At 66.4% G+C, this 17,958-nt stretch carries 19 protein-coding genes and 1 pseudogene; 9 read left to right on the top strand and 11 right to left on the bottom strand.

Going from position 1 to position 17,958, the window contains the following annotated elements:
• Positions 1 to 157 (top strand): annotated as a pseudogene (locus VFW69_RS20610) (cutinase family protein); the annotation flags it as partial.
• A gap of 21 nt (positions 158 to 178) precedes the next feature.
• On the opposite strand, the gene VFW69_RS20605 reads toward VFW69_RS20610, so the two are convergent.
• On the bottom strand, positions 179 to 1,543 hold the full coding sequence (locus VFW69_RS20605; RefSeq protein WP_526504033.1) for an aldehyde dehydrogenase family protein: 1,365 nt from the start codon (positions 1,541 to 1,543) through the stop codon (positions 179 to 181).
• 35 nt (positions 1,544 to 1,578) lie between these two features.
• On the bottom strand, positions 1,579 to 2,682 hold the full coding sequence (locus tag VFW69_RS20600; protein WP_526504027.1) for an acyl-CoA synthetase family protein: 1,104 nt from the start codon (positions 2,680 to 2,682) through the stop codon (positions 1,579 to 1,581).
• A 441-nt stretch (positions 2,683 to 3,123) separates the two neighbouring features.
• Here VFW69_RS20600 and VFW69_RS20595 point away from each other — a divergent pair, with 441 nt between their 5' ends.
• Positions 3,124 to 3,945 carry a class I SAM-dependent methyltransferase gene (locus VFW69_RS20595; protein WP_526504025.1) on the top strand — a complete coding sequence of 274 codons (822 nt, stop codon included), beginning with the start codon at positions 3,124 to 3,126 and terminating at the stop codon, positions 3,943 to 3,945.
• A gap of 89 nt (positions 3,946 to 4,034) precedes the next feature.
• On the opposite strand, the gene VFW69_RS20590 is transcribed toward VFW69_RS20595, so the two are convergent.
• Entirely contained in the window at positions 4,035 to 4,799 is a 765-nt protein-coding gene (locus VFW69_RS20590; protein ID WP_526504023.1) for an SDR family oxidoreductase, read from the bottom strand.
• Positions 4,800 to 4,947: 148 nt separating this feature from the next.
• Entirely contained in the window at positions 4,948 to 5,907 is a 960-nt protein-coding gene (locus VFW69_RS20585) for an oxygenase MpaB family protein (RefSeq protein WP_526504021.1), read from the bottom strand.
• A gap of 171 nt (positions 5,908 to 6,078) precedes the next feature.
• Here VFW69_RS20585 and VFW69_RS20580 point away from each other — a divergent pair, with 171 nt between their 5' ends.
• From VFW69_RS20580 to VFW69_RS20570, 3 genes are all read left to right on the top strand, one after another.
• A complete protein-coding gene (locus tag VFW69_RS20580; protein ID WP_526504019.1) occupies positions 6,079 to 6,696 on the top strand; it encodes a TetR/AcrR family transcriptional regulator in 618 nt (205 codons plus the stop codon).
• A gap of 39 nt (positions 6,697 to 6,735) precedes the next feature.
• Positions 6,736 to 8,112, top strand: a complete 1,377-nt coding sequence (gene lipJ / locus VFW69_RS20575; protein WP_526504017.1) for a bifunctional lipase/adenylate cyclase LipJ — start codon at positions 6,736 to 6,738, stop codon at positions 8,110 to 8,112.
• A 138-nt stretch (positions 8,113 to 8,250) separates the two neighbouring features.
• Positions 8,251 to 8,991, top strand: coding sequence for a class I SAM-dependent methyltransferase (locus tag VFW69_RS20570; RefSeq protein WP_526504015.1), 741 nt, complete (start codon positions 8,251 to 8,253; stop codon positions 8,989 to 8,991).
• Positions 8,992 to 9,018: 27 nt separating this feature from the next.
• Here VFW69_RS20570 and VFW69_RS20565 read toward each other — a convergent pair whose 3' ends face one another.
• A complete protein-coding gene (locus tag VFW69_RS20565) occupies positions 9,019 to 9,477 on the bottom strand; it encodes an SRPBCC family protein (RefSeq protein ID WP_526504013.1) in 459 nt (152 codons plus the stop codon).
• Positions 9,478 to 9,727: 250 nt separating this feature from the next.
• Positions 9,728 to 10,423, bottom strand: a complete 696-nt coding sequence (locus tag VFW69_RS20560; protein WP_526504011.1) for an SDR family oxidoreductase — start codon at positions 10,421 to 10,423, stop codon at positions 9,728 to 9,730.
• A 148-nt stretch (positions 10,424 to 10,571) separates the two neighbouring features.
• On the opposite strand from VFW69_RS20560, the gene VFW69_RS20555 reads away from it, so the two are divergent.
• Positions 10,572 to 11,114, top strand: a complete 543-nt coding sequence (locus VFW69_RS20555) for a CGNR zinc finger domain-containing protein (RefSeq protein ID WP_526504031.1) — start codon at positions 10,572 to 10,574, stop codon at positions 11,112 to 11,114.
• Positions 11,115 to 11,184: 70 nt separating this feature from the next.
• Here VFW69_RS20555 and VFW69_RS20550 read toward each other — a convergent pair whose 3' ends face one another.
• The 5 genes from VFW69_RS20550 to VFW69_RS20530 all read right to left on the bottom strand — a co-directional run bounded on the left by VFW69_RS20550 (position 11,185) and on the right by VFW69_RS20530 (position 15,574).
• Positions 11,185 to 11,349, bottom strand: a complete 165-nt coding sequence (locus VFW69_RS20550) for a hypothetical protein (RefSeq protein WP_526504009.1) — start codon at positions 11,347 to 11,349, stop codon at positions 11,185 to 11,187.
• 154 nt (positions 11,350 to 11,503) lie between these two features.
• Positions 11,504 to 12,349 carry an SDR family oxidoreductase gene (locus VFW69_RS20545; protein WP_526504007.1) on the bottom strand — a complete coding sequence of 282 codons (846 nt, stop codon included), beginning with the start codon at positions 12,347 to 12,349 and terminating at the stop codon, positions 11,504 to 11,506.
• Positions 12,350 to 12,386: 37 nt separating this feature from the next.
• Positions 12,387 to 13,151, bottom strand: a complete 765-nt coding sequence (locus VFW69_RS20540; protein ID WP_526504005.1) for a DUF2127 domain-containing protein — start codon at positions 13,149 to 13,151, stop codon at positions 12,387 to 12,389.
• Positions 13,152 to 13,219: 68 nt separating this feature from the next.
• Positions 13,220 to 14,608 (bottom strand): MmgE/PrpD family protein, encoded by a 1,389-nt coding sequence (locus tag VFW69_RS20535; RefSeq protein ID WP_526504029.1) that lies wholly within the window; start codon positions 14,606 to 14,608, stop codon positions 13,220 to 13,222.
• A gap of 99 nt (positions 14,609 to 14,707) precedes the next feature.
• Entirely contained in the window at positions 14,708 to 15,574 is an 867-nt protein-coding gene (locus tag VFW69_RS20530; RefSeq protein WP_526504003.1) for a helix-turn-helix domain-containing protein, read from the bottom strand.
• Positions 15,575 to 15,698: 124 nt separating this feature from the next.
• Between VFW69_RS20530 and VFW69_RS20525 the strand changes: the two genes are divergently transcribed.
• The 3 genes from VFW69_RS20525 to VFW69_RS20515 all read left to right on the top strand — a co-directional run.
• Complete coding sequence (locus tag VFW69_RS20525) at positions 15,699 to 16,742, top strand: zinc-binding dehydrogenase (protein ID WP_526504001.1); 1,044 nt, start codon at positions 15,699 to 15,701, stop codon at positions 16,740 to 16,742.
• The gene (locus VFW69_RS20520) at positions 16,739 to 17,152 is read left to right on the top strand and encodes a nuclear transport factor 2 family protein (protein ID WP_526503999.1); all 414 of its coding nucleotides are present in this window, start codon (positions 16,739 to 16,741) and stop codon (positions 17,150 to 17,152) included. Before VFW69_RS20525 ends, VFW69_RS20520 begins: the two co-directional genes overlap by 4 nt.
• Positions 17,153 to 17,958: SDR family NAD(P)-dependent oxidoreductase (locus VFW69_RS20515; RefSeq protein WP_526503997.1), on the top strand; the 806-nt coding region annotated here is incomplete at its 3' end.

The raw sequence follows: 17,958 nt of genomic DNA, 5'->3' as shown, positions 1-17,958 counted from the left end.
AGACCCGGTCTGCTCCGACGGGATGAACTTCGCCGCACACGACACCTACGCCGACGACGGCGCCGTGATCGACAAGGGCGTCACCTTCGCCTCCAGCCACCTCGCAATGGGCGGGCCGGCTCCAGTCGCGTCGCCGCACGGGGGCTTCGGAGAGTAACCGGCCAACCGGTATCGCCGGCTAATCCCTGATGAAGCCCTTGTTGCGCATCAGGGCGTCGGCCAGAAATCCGTCGTGCGGAATTTGCGGCGCATGGAACCACGTCGGATGGTGCCCGCAGTAGACATTGCCGACGGTCGGCTCGGCGACCAGCTCGTCGATCAGCGTCTCGTCGCCGGTGATCGCTGCGACGACCAGCGAATGTCGCAACGGCCCCAACCCGGCCTCGCGCGACCAGGCCGACACCCATACACAGGGGAAGGGCAGCTCGAGGTTGAGTTTGTCCACGTCGGGTTCGGTCATCAGATGTACGGCCGGGCGCAGCGCCGCATAGCCGTCGCCGAGGTCGGCGACCACCTGATCGGCGCCGAGCAGCGGGGTTGTCCCGGCGGCCTTGGCCGCCAGGAAGTTCGCCAGCGCGCGGGCCTTCTCCATGGGCTGGGTGGGCAGGTTCGCCCGCTCGTCATCGGTGGGCCGTGGTTCGAATGTCGCCAATCGTTCGGCGATCGCCCAGGCCAGCGCGGTGGGATCACCCTCGTAGAGGATCGCGGTGGTGTTGACGCATGCCATGCCGCCGTGGTTGGCAATCGAGTCGACGATGACGTCGAGATAGTCGCGCCAGTCCCGGTCGGCGGTGATCACGATCTTGGTGCGCCCCGGCCCGTTCACGATTACCGCCGGATCGCCGGCGTACTTGTCGACCACCTCCTGGCCGCCGTACACCATCGCGAGATCGGCGCAGCGGATGATTTCGTCCGCACCGGCATGGTCGGTGGGCAGATAGGCGGCGTCCGCGGCGCGAAAGCCGGCCTGGCGCAACGCGCACACCAGCCGATGCGCCGTTAGCGGCTCGCGCCGTGACGGGCGCACGGCGACCCGGTAGCCCAGCGCCAGCGCCTGGGGCCAGAGCCCATGGACCCCGGGGCCGTTTCCGGCCGCGTGCACGGCGAACACCTCGCCCCGGCGCACCCACAACGCACCGCCCGCGCGGATGCGCTCCTCGCGCCAGTCCAGCGTGGCCCCCACCGGCTGAGCCGGCCGCACCGCATCGAAAGCGCCGGCGACGGCGTCGGCCACACCGCTCGCCCCGGCGCGGGTGATCGCGATCGGCATGCCCGAAATCCGGCCGGCCAACCCGACGTAGGTCTCGAAATCCAGGCCGCCGATCACGCCGCTCCCAAATATCCTGGCGGCCCGGGACAGCGCGGCCGCGCGCTGGGCGACCGGAAGCGGTGCGGCTTTGCGCTGCGCGGCCAGCGTCCGCGAAACGTAGAGCGGCGGAGCCATGCTCATTTCGGCCACCGCGGCGCCTGCGGTGGTGGTGATGACCTCGCGCTTGCGGGTTCGGTATTCGCCGTCCGCGCCGAGTGCGTCGAGGGCTACCAAGCCGGTTGCCGTGGAACTTTTTTCGCCGGGCACGCTCAGTACACGCCTTCGATGACGGCCTCACCCTCGAAAGCGGTCACCGGTCGCACCTCGCTGACCGAATCGCTGAGGCTGCCCGCGGGTCCAAGCATTCTGATCGCCAGGTCGCGTTCCAGGTTGTTCGGTATGAACATGCTCTTGCTGATGTGGTTCATCACCACCTGGCCGCGCTGCCCGTACGGCACGCGTTGCCCGGTGTCGGGATCGACCACCCAGAACACCACGTACGGGGTGCGCGGGTCGAAGACGAACGCGTCGCCGTCGACCGTTCGGGTGACCGCTTGCGACAGGACCATGGTGCTGCCGAACGCCATGGCGATCGTCGTCGCCGGGAAGATTCCGCGCAGCAGGTCTAGCGTGTCGATGTCCACATGCGCGCCGCTGAGCAGCAGGTAGCGGATCTTCTCGTTGACCAGCTCAACCACCCGATCGTTGCGGGCGATCGCCTCCAGCAGCGGCGGGGTGGTGTGCAGGTTCGCGACATTCTGCGTCTGCAACACGAAGGCGGCCTGCTCGACGACATGGTCGACGTAGGCCGCCACTTCGGCAGCGGCGCCGCGGGCGGCGATCTTCTTGACCCAGCGGGGATCGATGTCGATCGCGTGGAAAACCGCGCCGAGTCGCTGCGACACCAGCCGGGAGAAAAAGCCGACGCCGTGCGGCCCGCTCGGCATCAGGCACAGAAAGCCCTGGCCCCGCCGAAAGCCGCCCGTGGCGAAGTCCTCGGTTTGCCATTCGATGACCTGTGTGACCCAATCCGGCATCTGCACAGTGCGTTTCGGGACGCCGGTGGTGCCGCCGGATTCGAAAATCTGGGGCAGCGGTGCCGGAGATCCCTCGGCCGCGTAACCGCGAGGAATGAGGTCCTCCACTGGGACACTGCGTAATTCGTTGATCAGGTTGGGAAACAACTGAAGATCGGCGAAGGTGCTGATGTCGGTCAACGGGTTGAAGTCCAGCGTGCGGGCGGCCCGCAGCCAGAACGGTGAACCGGTGTCGTCGCCGAAATGCCAGGCGATCGCCGCGCGCAAGTAGGCCTCGGCATCTTCAACGGGTGCCGCACGCGGGACGTCCAATAACGAGAAGTCGGCATCGGCCATGTCCTCGATCCTGTCCCATCGTGGATCGGTACGCCAAGGACACTGGGCGTCTGGTCAGGCGCTCATGTCACCTTATCGCCTTATTTCACAGGGAGTTTCATCTGCGTGCACGCGGTGTTCAACGTGACGCCAGTTCACGAAACTAATCGCGCAAGCAAAGTCGGCCTTGAATCACGCTGAACGCTCGTTTACTATGCTGAACATGCGTTCAGTCGGCGGCCGGGGCCCCGAAACGCCGCGGATCGGCAGTTCGATTCGATTCGAACCTGCTGTCCGTCGTCGAAGCCGCAAGAGAGGCAGCCGAGCTGAGCATTTCGCCACATCTCGAGGAGGCCGACGAGCTCGGCGACGCACTCTTCCAGGCCCTCGGCCAGACGATTCTTGCGTTCAGCACAGGCCACAGAGCAAACCGAGTATGCCCAATGGAAGGATGAACAACCGATGGCAATGACCGTCCCAGCTTTCTCGCCACTGCAGGCAAGCCTGTGGTTGACGCTATGCGGCAGAGCACTCGACAACCGGTTGCCGCGTCCCATTCTGGGGGACACCATGGCCGACGCAATCGTGCGGAGGATCGATTTCGATTACAAGAAGCTGCGTATCCCTTCCAGCAGTGCGATATACATCGCGCATCGAGCCAAGAAGCTGGACGAGATCGCCAAGCAGTTCATTGCCTCGCACCCGAACGCGGTCGGCCTGGACCTCGGCGCCGGCCTGGACAGCCGGGCGCTCCGGATCACCCCGCCGCCCACCGTCGACTGGTACGACGTCGACTTCCCAGAGGTCATCGCTGCCCGGCGGCAATTGCTTCCCGATCATGCCGCCCCCCACGACATCGGCGCTAACCTTAACGAGCCCAGCTGGCTGGATGCCGTGCCCACCGGCCGGCCAGCCGTGATTGTCGCCGACGGGCTGATCGCATTCCTCTCCGAAGAAGAAATGAGCTCCTTGGTGAGCCGCATCATCAGCCACTTCCCCAGTGGGGAGATTGCATTCAACGGATACAGCAAGTTCGCCGTCTGGGCACAGAAGCGCTTTTCCGGCGCCGAATCCATCAGGAGTGCCACGAAATTCCCTGGCTTCGACGATCCCCGCTACCCCGAACGCTGGCACCCCAAGCTGAAGCTGGTCAAAGAGATCCTGTGCACCCGTGAGCCCGAGGTCGCCGATTTCCCCTTTGGCCTTCGCCTGATCAACCGCCTTAGTGCGCCAAGCGTGGCCGCGTCCCGGAGGGGAAACGTAGTTCTCCGCTACGCCTTCTAAGCGGAGTGTCTGCTAATTAATCTGGCGCTTCGATGTTGGGGTGTCATGGCTTGTAGCGGTGTGGACGCGGATACGTTGCGGCCCGTGGCTTAACTGCCGAGCATGGCCGTGATCGTCTCGTTGAAGCGGGGATAGATGTCGTCGTAGGTGCCGGCGCGCTCGGCGAACCGGAACATCTTGACGCGCTCCACCACGATCTCCTTGGCCTGCGGCTGCGTCTGCAGCAACATCATCGTCTCGGTGATGTACTCGTCGAGTGGCATCGCTCGGGGGTCGAATCCCCGCTCGCCCTGCAGCGCGGTCTGCACGTGCGGCGGAATGATCTCGATCACCTGCACCGAGGTGTCACGCAGCTGGAACCGCAGCGATTCGGTGTAGGAGTGCAGTGCCGCCTTGGCGGCGCAGTAAGTCGGGGTGAGCGCGCTGGGCATGAACGCCAATCCGGACGTCACGTTGAGGATCGTGGCGTGCGGCTTGCGCAGCAGTGCCGGCAGCAATGCCGAGGTCAGCCGCAGGGGGCCCAGCAGATTGATGGCGATGCTCTGTTCGGCCAGACCGACGTTGCTACCGGTCAGGTCCTCGACCCGCTGAATCCCGGCGTTGTTGACCACCACGTTGAGGTCCGGGTAGTGGTCGGTCACCTCGGTGGCGAATCGCCGGATGTCGGCGGGGTCACCCTGATCGAGCGAGAGGGTCTGTATGCCCGGGTTGGCCTCCGCCACGGCCCGGAGGTGGTCGCTGCGCCGCGCGGCGATGATCACCTGGTTGCCCAATCGGTGGAAAGATTCCGCCAGTCCGCGGCCGATGCCGCTGCCGCCACCGGTGACCAGAACGGTATTGCCCGTCATCTGCATCGCGGTTCTCCTTCGGGTCGCCCTGCCATCGGCTCGCTCGACCGGCCACTCGGCCGACAGAGCGGAATGCCCGAATGCGGAGCCGGCTAACCACCATGCCTTATGCGCCCGCGCGGTGTCACGACAAATGCGGCCGCGGACGATTTAGTTACGCGGCCGGACGGTTGTGCAGCCGGCGCGGGTCGACGCCCGCGCGGTGCCACGCCGCGGCGGCCCAGCTCGTGTAGAGCACCCGGACGGGTAGCCGGTTGAGCAGCGGATTGACCGCTCGGATGGCCGCGGCGATGCGCTGGAAACGCTTCTCTTTCTTGGCATCCCACTGCAGCTCGCACACCTCGCGCATCTGCGGCGGCAGGGTTCCGACCACCACCAGCCGGGTGTAGGCGTTCAGTGGCGCCGCCAGCGCCGTCCAGACCGGCTTGGGAATCCGCCGCGGACCCGGTATGCCCTTGCGGATGTAGCCGGTTCCGTACAGCACGGTCTTGTGTGGGACGAACCGGTCGAGCATCTCGTCCCAATAGGTCACGAAGTCGTCGTAGGTCTGCGGTTGTCCCCGGTCGCTGACGCCATACAGGCTGTACCAGAGCTTGCCCTCGTTGAAGATCTGTTCCTTTTCGGCGTGGGACAGCCGGCGGATGAACGTGTCGGTGTTGTAGATGACCTGGTCGACGAAGCTGGCGTGCGCCCAGTAGAACAGCTCCGGATTCAGCGCGTGATATCTCGAGCCGTCACTGATGGTGCCCTTGATCGTCTTGTGGAAGTCGCGCACCTTGCGGCCCCACTCGTGGGGCTCGTCGGAGTAGACGGTGTTCATCAGTGGCGGCGCGGTCCGCTTGGCCCGGCCCAGCGTGTCGCTGAAGATCACGGAGTGGTCCAGCACGCCCTGGGCCAGCTGTTCGATGCAGTTCTCCACCCCGGCGGTGCGCTGGAATCCGAAGAGCTGAGTCCGGTTGTCCCCATAGAACTTCCAGATCAACGAGGCCGGCCCCAGCCGGGGGGTGGCGTCGGCGGCCTCGTCGTCGATGGGCATAGGCATCGCTTCGCGAACGCCGATGTCGAAACGCGACCCAGCAGTCGCGGCGGCGAACTCGTCGTTCTGGGCGGTCATGCCCACCTCCTTGTCGCACCGGCGCTGCGTCGGCACGTCCGCCAAGCATTGTGAACCAATAATACAAAGGCGTATCTTTGTTCCACAGCCTAGCAAGCGCTCAACGCAGTTGCCCGTCCCGGGGCCCGGCGACCCGAAAAGTCGGCGATACCATGCCGAGGAGTTGATACGATGCCGCCAATCACGCAGTCCGAACCGGGCTCTGCCATCAGCGAGGCGCTCACCGAACTCGACCGCACCATCCTGGACACCGCGCGAAGCGTGTTCGAGACCTATGGGGTGCGTCGCGCCAACATCGACGACGTCGCCGCCCGGGCCGGGGTCAGCCGCAGCACCATTTACCGTCGCTTTCCGACCAAGGAGAATTTGTTCGGCCAGGTGGTGCGGCGCGAGGCCGGACTGTTCTTCATCACCCTGGACCAAGCGACAACGGGCTGTGACCCGCAACAGGCCGTGGTCGAGGCCTTCGCACTCGGGGTGCGCCTGGTCCAGGACTCACCGCTGTACTCGCGGATCGCCGAAAGCGAACCCGAACTGTTCGGCATGTTCTCCCGGTCGCACGCCTTCCCGATTCGCCAGTTCGCCGACGGAATCGCTCATACCCTTCGGCGTTGCGGCGCTGACCTGCCCGAGTCCGACCTGGACAACATCGCCGACATCCTGCTTCGCGTCGCCCTGGGCATCATCGTCTTTCCCACCGACCGGCTCGACACCTCGGACCCGGCCGCGGTTCGCGAGTACGCCGCCCGTTATCTGGTTCCGGTCATCAGCCGTGAGCAGGCGCGCTGACGGGCTCAAATTGTCGGCATCCTGAACTAGCCTTGAGCCGTGGCTGGGAGTTCTACGGCACCGCGGACCCGGTACGCAAGTTGCGGCGAGATCGACATCGCCTACCAGGTCTTCGGCGATGGCCCGATGGACCTGCTCATGCTGCCGGGCCCGCTAATCCCAATCGACTGCGTCGACCTCGAGCCCTCGATGTACCGCTTTCATCGCCGGCTCGCGTCGTTCTGCCGAGTCATCCGCTTCGATCAGCGGGGGATCGGCCTGTCGTCGCGGGTTCCCTCGCTAGACATGCTCGGCCCGGAATCGTGGGCACAGGATGCGCTCGCGGTCATGAATGCGGTCGGTTGCGAGCGAGCCACGGTCTTCGCCCCGGGGTTCACCTCACTAGCCGGTGTGGTTCTCGCGGCCGACCACTCCGATCGAGTGAACAGCCTTGTCATAGCCAATGGCGCGGCACGCACGCTGCGGGGTCCCGACTACCCTATCGGCGCTGAGCTCGACGCCGCCGATCGATTCACGTCGATCGGGATGGAGCCGGACGCCGTCGAGCAGGGTTTCGACATGCTCGGCATCATCGCGCCGTCCGTGGCGGATGATGTCGCGTTCCGCTCGTGGTGGGACATGGCCGGTAACCGGGCCGCGTCACCCAGCATGGCCCGTGCGTTCATCAACAAGGTCAGGCAGGGCGATGTCCGCGACAGGCTGCCTCGCGTCGGCGTGCCGACGCTGATCCTGCATCGCGACAACCCGGGCTTCAGCCCCGTCGCGCACGCGCACTACCTCGCCGAACGCATCCCCGGGTCGCGTCTCGTCGAACTGCCTGGAGAGGACGCCGTGTACTGGGTCGGCGACACCGCGCCCATGCTCGACGAAATCGAAGAATTCATCACCGGGGTGCGCGGGGGCTCCGACGCCGAACGGCTGCTCACCACCATCATGTTCACCGACATCGTGGGCTCCACCGAGCGCGCCGCGGCGCTGGGTGACCACCGCTGGCGCGACCTGCTGGACAACCACGACACGATCGTTCGCCACGAACTGCAGCGCTTCAGCGGCCGCGAAGTCAACACGGCCGGAGACGGATTCGTCGCGACCTTCAGCAGTCCGAGCGCGGCGATCGCCTGCGCCGACGCCATCGTGGACGCCGTCCGCGTTCTGGGCATCGAGGTGCGGGTCGGCATTCACGCCGGCGAGGTCGAGGTGCGCGGCGCGGACGTCGCGGGCATGGCCGTACACATCGGCGCGCGGGTGGCGGCGCTTGCGGGGCCCAGCGAGGTACTGGTGTCTTCTACGCTGCGCGACATCGTCACCGGGTCGCGGCACCGATTCGGCGACCGCGGGGAGACCGCGCTCAAGGGCGTCCCCGGTTACTGGCGGCTGTACGCCCTGGTTCGCGAGCACGCCGTCGTCCATCGGTAACCAACCCGACAAATCGCAGCGGTCGAAGCGTCAAGGCCCTCGGCGTAGGCTACGAACGGGGACTTACCGGAGCCGAGGCTTCGCGGCTTTCCATTCGATTTCTGGCGTCTAGCTTGGCATTTCGTCGAAGGAGTACGCATGACCGACGTGCACATCTCGCTGCCTCCAGCGCTCCGGCGAGCGCTGGACCTGCTCATCGACCCGCCGGCCGATCCTGACGTGAGCCAGGGTTATCTTGACCTGCTCGGCGCCGACAAGGATGGCGCAGTCGAGAAGAACACCGGCCCGATCCAGGCGGCGTGGGCCTCACCGATCGGATCGATGCTCTACGACAATGCCCAAGCGCTTTCCCGGCGCTGGATCAGCGCATGGCAACTGCCGTTGGCGTGGTTGGACGTCCCTCAGGGCGGTATCGCGCTGGACGTCGGCTCGGGTCCGGGCAACGTCACCGCGTCGCTGGCGCGTGCCGCCGGTCCGGACGGGCTGGCCCTCGGCGTCGATATCTCCGAGCCGATGCTTGCCCGCGCCGTGCGCAATGAGGCCGGGCCGAGGGTCGGCTTCATCAAGGCCGATGCACAACGACTTCCGCTGCGGGACAGCACCATTGATGTGGCGGTCTCGACCGCCGTGCTGCAATTGGTGCCTGATCCGGCGGCCGCCCTTGCCGAGATCGCGCGCGTGCTACGCCCCGGCGGCAGGCTGGCCGTAATGGTCCCGACCGCTGGACGCTTGGCCCGCTACTGGCAGATGCTCCCGAATGTCGGGGCGCACGCGTTCGACGACGACGAGATCGGAGATGTCCTGGAAGGCAACGGTTTTGCGAGTGTAAGGGTGAAGAACTTGGGCACGTTCCAGTGGGTGCGGGGTAGGAAAGGCTGATTCGTCGGGCGTTTCCGACAGCCGGACCTATTCCGGCGATTGCGCCAGCACGGCGAGCCGGTCCATCGACTCACGCAACATGTCGGCCGTCGTCGCACGGGCGTGCTCGAGGCGGGTGACGTCGGTCAGCGCCGTCCAGTCGTAGGTGTGCGTCACCGTGGTGAGTTCGGCGTTTACCGGGCTGAGCTCCCATCGCCACAGGTGGCCCGGGGGCTGCTTGCCGGGTTCGGCTGGGCGCCAAGCGATTACGCTGCCTTCCACGAACTCGGTGACGTGGTTCTCACGCACCGCGCCGTTGGTCAACGTTGTCTTGAAGATGTCACCCACCCGATGAACACGCTGGCCGGCAGCGGACGACGCCAGATTGTTGTTGCCGTCCCAGCTCGGCTGGCGGGACGGGTCGGCGATCAGTTCGAAAATCCGGGCGGCGTTGGCCGACATCACGCGGGTGGCGCTCACAACGCGATCAAGGTCCGTATCGGGCATGTCGCTATCCAAACACGTCGGGCCGGTCGGCGTATTTATGACTTTGGGCCGGGGCGTTCAGGACCTTCGGCCGTCGCAGCGCCGGCGGGAGCGTGCGACGGTGGTGCTGCCGGGATAACCCGGTGGTCTGTCCGAAGTGCGGAGAGCCCAGTCCTGGGCTCCGAACAAGTGGAGCCACCGCAATGGCCTGCTTGACCCACCGTCACACCACGGTTCTGCCTTCGGACAGACCTTCGAGCGTCCAGGAGGCTCACCGCATCCGGGGCAGCGCCTCGATTGGTCCGGACAGCGCCGCCTTGACGTAGCGGGTGTCGTCGTCGGCCAGCACCTCGGTGTCGTCCCCTTCGATGCCGTCGACGATCGCCCGCGCCACCTGGCGCGGGTCATTCTTGGGTGCGTCGAAGCCGGTGGTCATATCGGTGTCGGTAAAGCTGAGGTGCGCGGCAACGACCAGGGTGCCCTGCTTCTCGAGTTCGATACGCAGCGAATTCGTCGTCGACCACAGTGCGGCCTTGGAATCGCCGTACCCACCGGATCCGGGCATCCAGGACAAGATCGAGGCGATGTCGACCAGGGCCCCGCCGCCGTTGTCGGCAAGGATCGGTGCGAACACCTTGGCCACGCGCAGCGCGCCGAAGTAGTTCGTCTCGAAGACCGCTCGCACCTCTTCGATGTCGCTGGTGAGCAAGCTCTGGGCACCGAGCACACCGGCATTATTGATGACGATGCCGGCGTCCGACGCCTTGGCCGCCATCGCGGCTACCGAATCCGCTTTGGTGACATCCAATTCGACGCTGACCACGCGCGGATCTTGACTGGGCTTCGGCGCCCGGGCCGTGGCGTAGACCTTGGCCGCGCCTCGTTCCAACAACTCCGCCACGATGGCCTTGCCGAGTCCGCGCTGTCCACCGGTGACCACCACCGTCGACCCCTTGACGTTGACCATGATGCTACTCCTTTGACTTAGTCAAAACTACTTTGCATACGTCAAAGTAGTTGACCGCTGCGACATAGGCAAGTAGTATTTAAGTATGTCTCCATCGTGGGGTGCGTCACAGCGATACGGGTGCGCCGCGGCGCCCGGAGGATTGGGCCTGGTCCAGGACTTCCTCAACACGAGGGCCATCGACGGCTATGGACCGGACCTGCTGGCCGACCAGGACCTCGCCGGCGACTGGGCAACCACCGCGGTGCGCGCGTGGTCGTCGGCACGCGGCGTGAACCTGCGGCCCCCCGAGCTGGGCGACGCGGATTTGGTCAAGCTGCGCGGCTTGCGGGCCACCATCGAGCAACTGGTGGCCGGCGAACCGCCGAAGCGGGGCTCCGGCGGTGTTACCGCGTCGTTCACGCTGTCCGATTCCGGTGAGGTGCAGCTGTATCCCAGCGGCAGGGGTTGGCGCTGGCTGGCGTCTGCGCTGTGGGGCGAGATCCTGTTGAGCCAGCGAGCCGGCACCTGGCGGCGGATCAAGCGATGCCACAACCATCGCTGCGGGTCGGCGTTCTACGACCGCTCGAAAAACAACAGCGGGGTCTGGCACGACGTCAAAACGTGCGGCAACGCGGTCAATCTGCGCGCTTCCCGGGCCCGGCGGCGCGAACGCGATCGGGCGGCGGAGTCAGGCGCTCCGCCTGAGTAGGCGGTACCGGTGGTAAAGGCCCCGCCGGTTGCGAGCCCCCGTCAGGACGTCTGTCTGCCCGACCGTGCCGTCAGCAGCGTTCGACGCCTTTGGACATCAGGCGCGGACTCGCAGCGGCCGGTCGCCGCGTGCTTTTGAGCACCGCGTGCACAACGTCGAAGGCGCGCGTCCTCAGCGGCGCGGCCACGTCGAACGTGGCGGGAGTCTGGCTGACCCAGGCCGGAAGTGTGGCCACAGTGTGTTCCTTTGTTCTTTCGGCATGTGCGCCGACTCAGTCAATTGCATCGCGGCCGTTTTACGGTGGTGCCGCGCCGCGGTGAACGTCACGAAAAGCCCGTTTGTGGCGTACGGCACACCCGTGCCGCAACGAAAGGCACGCAACAGTGCGTCTAGTGAAAACCCTTGAACCGGCGCAGATAACCCGGCAATCGGTGTGCCGGTACCGCCTTCGGCCAGTCATCGGGGCGGAAATACGCGTCGGTACCGCCGTCTACGAATACTACACTGCCGCAGAGAAAATCGGCGGCATCCGACAGCATGAAGCACATCCAGTCGGCCATGTGCCCCGCGTCACCGAAGCCGCCTAGGGGGACGGGGAACGACCGGACGGCCTTGGCCTGCCGTGGGTTCGACAACTGTTCCTGCAGAAGTGGTGTCATGATCGCGCCCGGAGACAACGCGTTCAGGCGCACGCCCGACCCGGCCCACTCCGGAAGCACCGCGTGTCGGCGCACCCAACGGCTGACTGCGATCTTGGATGCGCCGTACATCATCGTCGGCGCCGCCGGACCCAATAGCCGCACGGTTCGCACCGCCTTATCGGCATCGTGGGCAAGTAGCGCTTTGACCGCCCGGCGCGGCACCGCGGGAATCGTCGTCGTCGAATTACTGGCGACGACAACGACCTTCGCGCCTTCGGCGGCGGCCAGCGCGGCACGCCAGGCGGCGAGCAATTCGACGACCCCGAAGTAGTTGACCGCAGCGATCTGGCGAATGCGGTCGCGACCGGGGCTGGGACCCAACCCGGCAGCCAGGATGGCACCGTCGAGTCTGTTGCCCGAGGCCGCCAGGACGCCGTCGGCCGCGGCTTTGCGTCCATCGCGTGTCGAAAGGTCGGCGACGATATCGGCGTCCTTGATGTCGACACCGATGATGCTGTGCCCGTTGTCCCGAAGGCGCGCGGCGGTCTCGCGGCCCATCCCGGAAGCCGACCCGGTAATGGCATAGATCCCCATTGATTCCTCTGATCCGACGGGCACGGCCCACGGCAGGTCAGTTCGTGGTCGCGGCCCTCTCGACGTCGAGCAGCTGCTCGCCGCGTCGTTCCTCGTCGTAGGCCTTGCGTCCGCCCCGCAGCCCGAACAGCCGTTTCGAGACCAGCAGGTAGATCACCGCCGCGACGTTGATGGCGAAGGTCACCACCCGGGTCATCGTGATGCCCTTGGCCAGGTCGTGGATCTCGAGCGGCAAGAAGACCGAGGTGGCTATCACCGCGAAGTATTCACCCCAACGTTTCAGCAGCCACAGGCCAACCCCTTCGACTACCTCGATCAGCGCGTAACCCGCCAGCATCAGAATCAGCAGGGTCAGGGTGGACGGCTTGGCGGCCAGCGCCTTCTCCAGTTCGTGCACGACGGTCATCTGATCGACCTTGAATCCGGCGGTACGGAAGATCGGCAGGTCGCGATCGAGGGTGGCCTGGATGGCGCCGCGCGCCCCGCGGAACTTCCACACCGCGTAGGCCGCCAGCGCAATCACCACCGCCCGGAACAAACGTTCCACCGCCAGTGCGCGGATGATGATGGCCTGGCGTAAGGCCTTGCCGCGCATGATCATCGGTGCGTCTTCGGCGCGGCCGCGGCCGTGCGGCTCGCCCACGGTGAATTCGCCGCACCGCAAGCAGCGCCACACTTCGCCGAGCCCGGTGCTGCCGCTGAGCCGGTCGGCGAGTGACTTCTCGTCGGGTGCATAGGTGACGTGCCCGGCTACGGCGCAGGTGACCAGCTCCCACCGATTGCGGCGGTGTTCTTTGCCCATGGCCGGATCATTCATGGCGGACGGTCGCCCACGCAAGAGGGGCGCGCGCAACGCGCGGCGGAAGGGCGTCAGAAGCGCGGCTTGCTGCGCGCGCGCCGAGGGGTGGGAAGCACCGACCCGAGGAGTCCGGTGAGTTCGGCGACTCCGATCTCGTCGAGCCGAGCCACCGCGGCGACGATGTCGTCACGCAGCGGCTCGTCGCAGAAGGGTTCGGCGAGCCAGCCGAACTTGTCCACGACGCGTTCCCAGGACATCGGACGGGTGGGCGATCCCTCGTAATCCGACTGCTCGCGGCTGAACTCTCGCCCGTCGCTCGTAATCACGTGCACCCGCGCCGCCGTGCGCTGCGGATAGTCGGCGGTCAGATCGTCGGCCGCCTCGACCTCCACCCGCGACAACAGATCCTGGACGTCGCCCCGCGAAACCCGGTCAGTTTCAAGCTGTTCGGGGCCGACGCCCCCGTCGAGTAGGGCGACCGCCGTGAGGTACTTGAGGTTGTAGTCGGCCTGCTCCTTGGTGATCGGATGTTCTTTGTCACCGTAGGCACCCCCACCGGCGAAGTCGTATGCGCCCTGAAAGACGTCGAGGACTACCCGCGCGACATCTGCACCGCGCAAACCGTTCTCGCCGCGAACGGCCAGGACCGCGTCGATGACGACCTGACCGTGGATCAGTGAGCAGTACTGCTTCAAGTAGGTCTGCTCGACACAAGTGAGGCTCCGGTCGGCGATGCGGAGATCGATGGGCTGATCGAACAGCTGCACCAACCCGTGCGGGCCCTCGAACAGTGACTTGGGTCCGGTGATGCCGCGCGCGGCCAGCATCGTCGTGTACACGGCGCGCATGCCGGTGATCGCCGGCGAGATGCCCTTCCAGTTCGACACCGGTTCGGCATGCACCGTCGCCAACGACACATTGTCGGCCGCCGCGGCGGCGATGGCGTTGGCGGTCTGCCCGGCACTCAACCCCAGCAGCTTCGCGCTACCCGCGGCAACGGACATGGACAGCTGCAGCGCGTGGTTGAGTCCGCGCGCCATCACGGGAACCTGTGCGCTGAAACGGCATTGGATCTCGTAGGAGACCGCCAGCGCCAGCAGGAAGTCGGCTCCGCTGGCGCCGGTGTGCTCGGCCACGGCCAGAACGGCGCCGACGTTGTCGGCGGGGTGGCACAGCCCGCCCACGGTCAGATAGGTGTCGAGCAGATCCGGGTAGCGCACCAGCACCGCGTTGAAGAACGCGGCCTGGTCCACCGATGCTCGCCCGCCGCCGACCAGCGTGGCCGTCGGGGCGCCACCGAACTGGGCGGTGTGGTCGCGAATCGTCGGGATGAGCTCGCCGTCCAGCGAACCGACGGCGCACGCGATGCTGTCGAGCACATTACGTTTCAATAGTTCGCGCGGCTGCCCGCTCAGATCCGCCGGCCGCGCGCCGACGACGAAATCGGCCAGCTCGTCCACAACGTAGTTATGTGCCACCACTTTTCGCCTCCCAGGCGAGGCTACCCCCACGCAAGCCGGTCACGGCCGCCGTGCGCGCCAGACCTTGTGTGCGATGCGCTACATCACGGAATCGACCGCGGCCGGCCGCGGTGGTAATCCGCTGAGTGCGGCGGTCTCGTCGGTCAGGTGTTGCCCGATATCGCGTATCTGTCGCGCACTCAGCGCGCACAGCGGGTGTACGGCCACCATCAGGGCGACGCAGGCCCGGTCGTCGAAAACGGGAGCGGCGATGGTCACCACGGGTTGCTTGCGGCGGCCCGGGTTGTCGTCGGAGAGAAACCCTATGGTGGTGAACTCGACCAGCAGCTGATCCATGATGTGCCGCACCGGAGTCGGCATCTCGCTGCTGTCCAACGTGCCGACCACCTGCACCGCCTGCGCGAGCGCCGGCGTCGTCCAGTCGACGTCGAATCCCCGTCCGCGCGTGTGCGCCAACACCTGCTGGAGGCGCTGCGTGCGGTCGGCATTGTCGCCCGCGCCCCGCCGGATCCACGCGCGCTGTTCCTCCTCGGTGTCCCATGCCGCCATCGCGACGCCGAACGGCGGCGCGTACGGAATGCGATCACCCGGTATCCCCGACGGCTGCGTCGCGGGTTCACCCTCAAAAGCGGTCACCACCAGGGAATCACCAAACTTCTCGACCACCGAACAGGCGTAGCCGACTTCGCGGGAGAGTCGCAGCGCCGCGGACCGCGCCGCATGCGCGAGCGGCCGGGCGGTGTCCGTGCGGGCGGCCACCACCGCGAGCGCGGGACCGAGGGCGAACGTCTTCGCGACCGGATCGCGACTGGCCCACCCGCGGTCGCACAACGTCTTCAGAATCGCGTGCGCGGTCGCCTGGGTGAGATCGAGCTCGCGCACCACGTCGGAGAAGCGCAGCCGCGCATTCGGAGACCGCGCCAGCAGCTCGACCACATCGAGCACCCTGGCCGTCGGCGCTGACGTCGAGCCTCGAATCGCTTGACTCCTTCGGGACGGCGTTTTTACAGTTGGACGAACATTCGAGATCTTATATCGATAATTCGAGAAAGTTACCGCATTGCGCGCCGTGGTGTTACGAGACGGCCGGTTACAGGTCCGCGAGACGCCGGACCCTGAGCCCGGTCCGGGTGAGTTGTTGCTGCGCACATTGAGCACCGCGATCTGCGCGTCCGACGTGCACTTCATGGATCATCCCGAGCTCGCCGTCGACGACCCGACCGGCCGCTCGCTGTACGACACCGAGCGCGACATCGTGCTCGGCCACGAATTCGTGGGCGAGGTCGTCGGACACGGGCCCGGGCGCATCGACGAGTTCGCCGTTGGTACGCGCGTGACGGCCATGCCGGTGCGCCTGGTCGACGGCGGCGCCGGCGGAATGCGCATCATCGGTCAGCATCCCGAAGCACAAGGCAGTTTCGGTGAGCTGCTGGTGGTTTCGGAGGTGGCGGCCAAGTCCGTGCCCGTCGGGGTGTCCAGCGATGCCGTGGCATTGACCGACGCGTTCGCCGTCGGCGAGTTCTACGTGCGCTCGGCGCAGCTGCAACACGGAGAGATCCCCATCGTCATCGGTGCGGGAGCGATAGGGCTCTCGGCGGTCGCGGCCCTGGCCGGCCGCGGCATCGAACCCATCGTCGTCGCCGACTACAAATCCGACCGGCGCCGGCTGGCCCGTGACCGCTTCGGCGCGCATGTCCTGGTGGACGCGAACGCGAAATCCCCGTTCGACGGATTCAACGAGGTACGCGCGCAACGCGGATTGCCCGGGCCGGCAGTCGTATTCGAATGCGTGGGCGCGCCCGGGCTGATCCAGAAGTTGGTCGAATCCGCTGAAATGGGGACCCGGATCTACTGCGCGGGCGGCTGGTACACCGGCGACACCCTCGACATCACCACCGCCACCCGTCAGGGTGTGACCATTCAGTTCGGCGGCGGTCCGCACCCGCAGGACTGGTACGGCACACTCGACGCCATCGTGGCAGGCCGGCTGGACCCGCTGCCGAGCGTCGGCCAGATCATCGGCCTCGACGAGGTACCCGATGCCCTCGATCGGGCCCGCAGGTCCGACGGTCCGCCCCGGATCGTCGTCCATCCGAATGGAGACGTCCCGTGAGCGAACGCGATGACCGGCAAGACATCTCCGAACTGCTGGTGCGTTATGCCACGGGGATCGACCGGCGCGACTGGCCGCTGTTTCGCACCGTCTTCACCGACGACTGCCAACTGGACTACGGCGAGATCGGCACGTGGGACGGCGTCGACGCCGTCGCCGACTTCATGGAGCAGGTACATGCCCTGGCGGGGCACACGCTGCACCGCCTGACCAACCAGGCCATCACACTCGACGGTGACAACGCCACGGCGCGCACCTACATTGACGGCCTGATCATGGCCGGCGAAAACAACTCTGGCGTCAATGCCATCGGTTTCTACGACGACGACATGGTGCGCACGCCGGCGGGGTGGCGCATCGCCCGTCGGCGCTACACGCAGGTCCGCATCACCACCGTCGGGGGTGGATAGATGACATTCGCGACGAAATACGGGCCATGGGCGCTGGTGGCCGGCGCCTCAGATGGCGTGGGTGCGGCGTTCGCCGAAAGCATCGCTGAGCGCGGTGTCAACGTGGTACTGCTGGCCCGGCGGCAAGCCATTCTCGATCGCGTCGCGGCCGACATCGAGGCCAAGACGTCGGCGCAAACCCGCACCGTCGCAATCGATCTCGCGAAGCCCGGTGCGGCCGCGGCGGTCGCGGCGGCTACCGGTGACCTGGAGATTGGCATGCTCGTGTACTGCGCCGGCGCCGACCCGAATTTCAAACCGTTCCTTGCCAATCCTATCGAGGCCGCCGAGGCCATGGTGCAACGCAACTGCATGGCGCCCATGCAGCTGTGCCACCGTTTCGCGCCCGCGATGGTGCAGCGAGGCAGCGGCGGCATCGTGATCTTCGGCTCCGGCGCCGGGCTGGCCGGCGGACCGAACATGGTCGCCTACGGCGCCTCGAAGGCCTTCGACATGGTGTTCGCCGAGGCGCTGTGGGCCGAACTGCACGACAAGGGCGTCGACGTCCTGGGCCTCATCCTGGGCAAGACCAACACACCGGCATTGCGCGAACTCGAATACAGCCGCGGCCAGATCGGGTCCCCCGACGAAGTCCCGTCGGACGCGGCGGCCGTGTCTGACGTCATCGCCGAGGCATTCGAGAACCTCGGCAACGGCCCCACCCTGATGGTGGGCGACACCATGCGCGCCGCCGCGCAGCTGCTGGCATCGCTGAACCGCAATCAGGCCGTTGAGCTGTTCGCACAGGCCGCCGCCGCGGCCATGGG

The organism is Mycobacterium sp., assembly GCF_036273375.1.
Lineage (GTDB): Bacteria > Actinomycetota > Actinomycetes > Mycobacteriales > Mycobacteriaceae > Mycobacterium.
The sequence above is the reverse complement of the archived record's forward strand: the minus strand, read 5'-3'. Positions and strand labels throughout refer to the sequence as shown.

Coding starts and splice junctions, on each gene's coding strand:
- VFW69_RS20580 (WP_526504019.1), top strand. CDS start 6,079: ATGCCGCCAATCACGCAGTCCGAACCGGGCTCTGCCATCAGCGAGGCG.
- VFW69_RS20590 (WP_526504023.1), bottom strand. CDS start 4,799: ATGCAGATGACGGGCAATACCGTTCTGGTCACCGGTGGCGGCAGCGGC.
- VFW69_RS20570 (WP_526504015.1), top strand. CDS start 8,251: ATGACCGACGTGCACATCTCGCTGCCTCCAGCGCTCCGGCGAGCGCTG.
- VFW69_RS20565 (WP_526504013.1), bottom strand. CDS start 9,477: ATGCCCGATACGGACCTTGATCGCGTTGTGAGCGCCACCCGCGTGATG.
- VFW69_RS20595 (WP_526504025.1), top strand. CDS start 3,124: ATGGCAATGACCGTCCCAGCTTTCTCGCCACTGCAGGCAAGCCTGTGG.
- VFW69_RS20600 (WP_526504027.1), bottom strand. CDS start 2,682: ATGGCCGATGCCGACTTCTCGTTATTGGACGTCCCGCGTGCGGCACCC.
- VFW69_RS20545 (WP_526504007.1), bottom strand. CDS start 12,349: ATGGGGATCTATGCCATTACCGGGTCGGCTTCCGGGATGGGCCGCGAG.
- VFW69_RS20585 (WP_526504021.1), bottom strand. CDS start 5,907: ATGACCGCCCAGAACGACGAGTTCGCCGCCGCGACTGCTGGGTCGCGT.
- VFW69_RS20540 (WP_526504005.1), bottom strand. CDS start 13,151: ATGGGCAAAGAACACCGCCGCAATCGGTGGGAGCTGGTCACCTGCGCC.
- VFW69_RS20560 (WP_526504011.1), bottom strand. CDS start 10,423: ATGGTCAACGTCAAGGGGTCGACGGTGGTGGTCACCGGTGGACAGCGC.